The organism is Prevotella sp. AM42-24 (assembly GCF_003461825.1).
GTDB classification, from domain to species: domain Bacteria; phylum Bacteroidota; class Bacteroidia; order Bacteroidales; family Bacteroidaceae; genus Prevotella; species Prevotella hominis.
On sequence record NZ_QTXV01000056.1, the window covers coordinates 1 to 3,458 of the forward strand.

Here is a 3,458-nt window from a genome sequence, read left to right on the forward strand (position 1 = left end):
AGTATTTTTCCGAAAAATTCTGCTAAAATCTTCTGAATAGCTTAAAATGAGCGATTTATGAGTGTCTTTACTCAATAGAGGTAATGACTTGGCAATAGTTTTAACTTCTACATTCTACATAAGTTTGCCTTGCTTGCCAAACAACTCTTTTCGGATGCAAAGTTAAACCTAAAATCTGAAAAACGACACTTTTTGCTTTGTTTTTATAGATTATTAATTTTGGGTTGGAAGTGTGCTTATTCCAAATGTAGCAACACATTGTCTATGCAGCATAGATAAATTTCATATACGGCATTAAAAGTAAGAGAAATGTTAAATGTCGTCCTCATTCCTACAATACAAAGCAAAACGTTCTCGTTTATGGATTTTTTTTCGTACTTTTGAAAGTTATAGAAAGAGAATGTAGATTAGAAAGGTAAAATATGGACAATAAAGTATTCCTTTTAGGATTATTTCTGCTTTCAGTTGCTAACGTGAAAGCTCAAACTCAGACGCAGAATGATTCGCTCACAATGGAGAACATGATGCACAACCTTCCCGAAATAATGGTCAAAGGTTCGCGCCCTATCGTCAAGGCTGAGCGAGGTATGTTATCCTATAACATGCCGTTACTCATGAAGCAACTACCTGCCGACAATGCCTATGAGGCTCTCACACGTATTCCTGGTGTTAGTGATACCGATGGTGGCATCAAGTTTTCCGGAAACGAGGTGACGCTTATCATCAACGGACAGGCGACCACTTTAACGCAAGAACAGCTTGCAGACAGATTGAAAGCGATGCCTGCTGCACAGTTGGCTAAAGCAGAGGTGATGCTTGCTGCTCCTGCACGTTATCATGTTCGTGGCATGGCTATAAATATCGTCACGAAAGATTATGCAGGGAAAAATCAGTTGTCGGGACAGATAAATGGAGGATTACAGCAAAACAAATATTCCAGAGAGTTTGGAGATTTCTATCTTTCCATGCAGAGGGGCAAATTTGGAATGGATGCACAATATCAATTTATTGACGGCAATTCATATGGTGAATCTTCACGCATAGCCAACCATCCATTGGATAACGGGCGTATTCACTACAACGATGAAACGTGGCAGAAATCATTTGGTATTGCTCATGACTACCGACTTGGTATGAATTATGCATTTAGCAAGAACCATCGACTTGACATTGCCTATACGGGAAAATGGCAAAAGTCTTGCTCCAACAATCACACTACAGGTTCAAGTGTAAGCGGAATGCATTACGACACTCATGTGTATCTGCACAATGTTGATGTAAACTACTCACTTCCTTTTGGACTTAACATTAGTGGTTCGTACACTAACTATCGTACCCCTCAACAACAAAAACTTGACGGTACGATGTATGCAGATGAAAATACGACAGAAACGGAACGCAACCTTACAAGTGGCAGTGAACAGACTATCAGCAAATGGATGTTCGCAGCCGACCAAAACCATTCTTTTACACATGGTTGGGGATTGTCGTATGGTGTAAAGGGACAATTCACAAGCAACAAGAGTTATCAGAACACCATCGACAAAGAGGGTAACATTCTGCCTAATGCAACAAGCAGTGTGGACATCAACGAACGTATTTGGAATATATACGCAGGTTTCAGCAAACAGATAAACAAGGCAATTAGTCTTGAAGTATCCGCAGCAGCCGAACAATACCATTCACCGATATGGGACAAATGGCGCATATATCCGTCACTCAATGCCCTGTGGAATATCAACGAGAACCATTTACTCAACTTGTCATTCAGTTCCAATTCTGAATTTCCGAGCTATTGGTCAACAATGAGCAGTGTATTTTACTCATCGGCATATACCGAGATACATGGCAATCCTGATTTGAAACCATACTCTTATTACAATGTCAACCTTATGTGGCAGATTAAAAGACGTTATACGCTGATGGCTTTTGCAAGTCTGAAACCTGATTATTCTGTGCAGTTACCGTACCAACCAACAGACCGTATGGCGGTAATATTGAAGGAAACCAACTTCAACTATGAGAATAGCTTTGGATTGCAAGCCTCTGCAATATTCAGTGCTGGCAAATGGCTCAACGGTAATGTGTTTGCTGTAGGAATCTATAAACATGCCAAAAGTGACCATTTCTTCGATTTGCCATTCAACCGCAAGAAGCTGACGGCAGCACTTGGAGGTACTGCATCTATAAAACTTTGCAGCACACAAGACTTACGCCTTATACTCAACCCTTTCTTTCAGTCAAAAGTAATACAAGGTGTTTATGATGTAAGTCCTATCTTTAGAATGAATGCCAAGTTACAATGGACTTCACATGATGGGAAATGGGGATTGCGCATAAATGGCAGCAACATCTTCAACAACAAGGCAGACACTCGTTCCGTACAAGGTAATCAAGATTACCGTATGAAAATTAACAACAATTGGGCTACTGCTACTTTTGCTGTTATTTATAAGTTCGGTGGCTATAAAGAAAAAAAAGTAAAAGCAGTTGATACATCAAGAATGGGACACTAAGCCGCATGATATGAAACAAAAACTAATTGGTAGAATTAGCATGGATAACATCCATGAGCTATGCTTTCTCACCCAAGGCGAAGAGAACAATCACCGAAAGGAAGAACTCTATCGGCTCACTTTCGATGAGGACAACCGAGTAGCATTCAATGCACTGCATGTTCTATCAAATTTCGACTTAGCCAATAATGAGTGGCTTTATTGCAAACATGACGAGCTGATTGACCGAGTGATGAAGGAAGAGCATGTTGGGAAACGCCGTCTAATGCTCAATCTTCTCTTACGCCAACCGTTTGAAGAAGAATTCCTCCGCTCGGATTTCATAGACTTCTGTGTAAGCAAGATTACCGCTTGCGCTCAACCCTATGCTATACGAGCCTATTGCATGAAGCTTGCTTATGGGCAAATGAAGTATTATCCCGAACTTCTCAGCGAGTTAAAGATGGCATTGGACATGTTGGAACAAGAGACCCTATCCCCAGGATTAGCTTCCGCAAAAAGGCAGATATTGATGAAAATAAAAAGGAAGCATTCTTTGTCTTAATGTAGCATTTCCGCAAAGAATAGTCTTGTTTCTGTATGTTTGCCATTCGATATACTGCTTACAGTTGGTACACTCACTTTCTGCGACCATCGGGAGCAAAATTTCTCCGCCCTCATGGTGGAGCGAGGAGTTTTGGGGTTTCCAAAACATAACCTCGCTCCCTCCTCTAAGAACAAAAGACGAGATATTTGCCTTTCGGCTTTCCATGCCCAAGGTTGCAGACCTTAATTCTCTCAATTTACGCCAAACATCAAAGCTGCCACATTGAAAGAACAAGGTCACAGACACAAGCTACTTTGTACATGGAGTTTGCAAAGGAAAAGGTGATATTTTCAGTGTGAAACTTGCCAAGTGTTTCAGTTGTGTGTTGTTGATTTCCTTTGTGAACTATGCCGAGT

Annotated in this window: 2 protein-coding genes; both read left to right on the forward strand. The window is 40.7% G+C overall.

Going from position 1 to position 3,458, the window contains the following annotated elements:
- The first annotated feature begins 422 nt into the window (after nt 1-422).
- Nucleotides 423-2,516, forward strand: a complete 2,094-nt coding sequence (locus DW917_RS13200; RefSeq protein ID WP_118119457.1) for an outer membrane beta-barrel protein — start codon at nt 423-425, stop codon at nt 2,514-2,516.
- A gap of 10 nt (nt 2,517-2,526) precedes the next feature.
- Nucleotides 2,527-3,060 (forward strand): hypothetical protein, encoded by a 534-nt coding sequence (locus tag DW917_RS13205; protein WP_118119471.1) that lies wholly within the window; start codon nt 2,527-2,529, stop codon nt 3,058-3,060.
- The last annotated feature ends 398 nt before the right edge of the window (nt 3,061-3,458 follow it).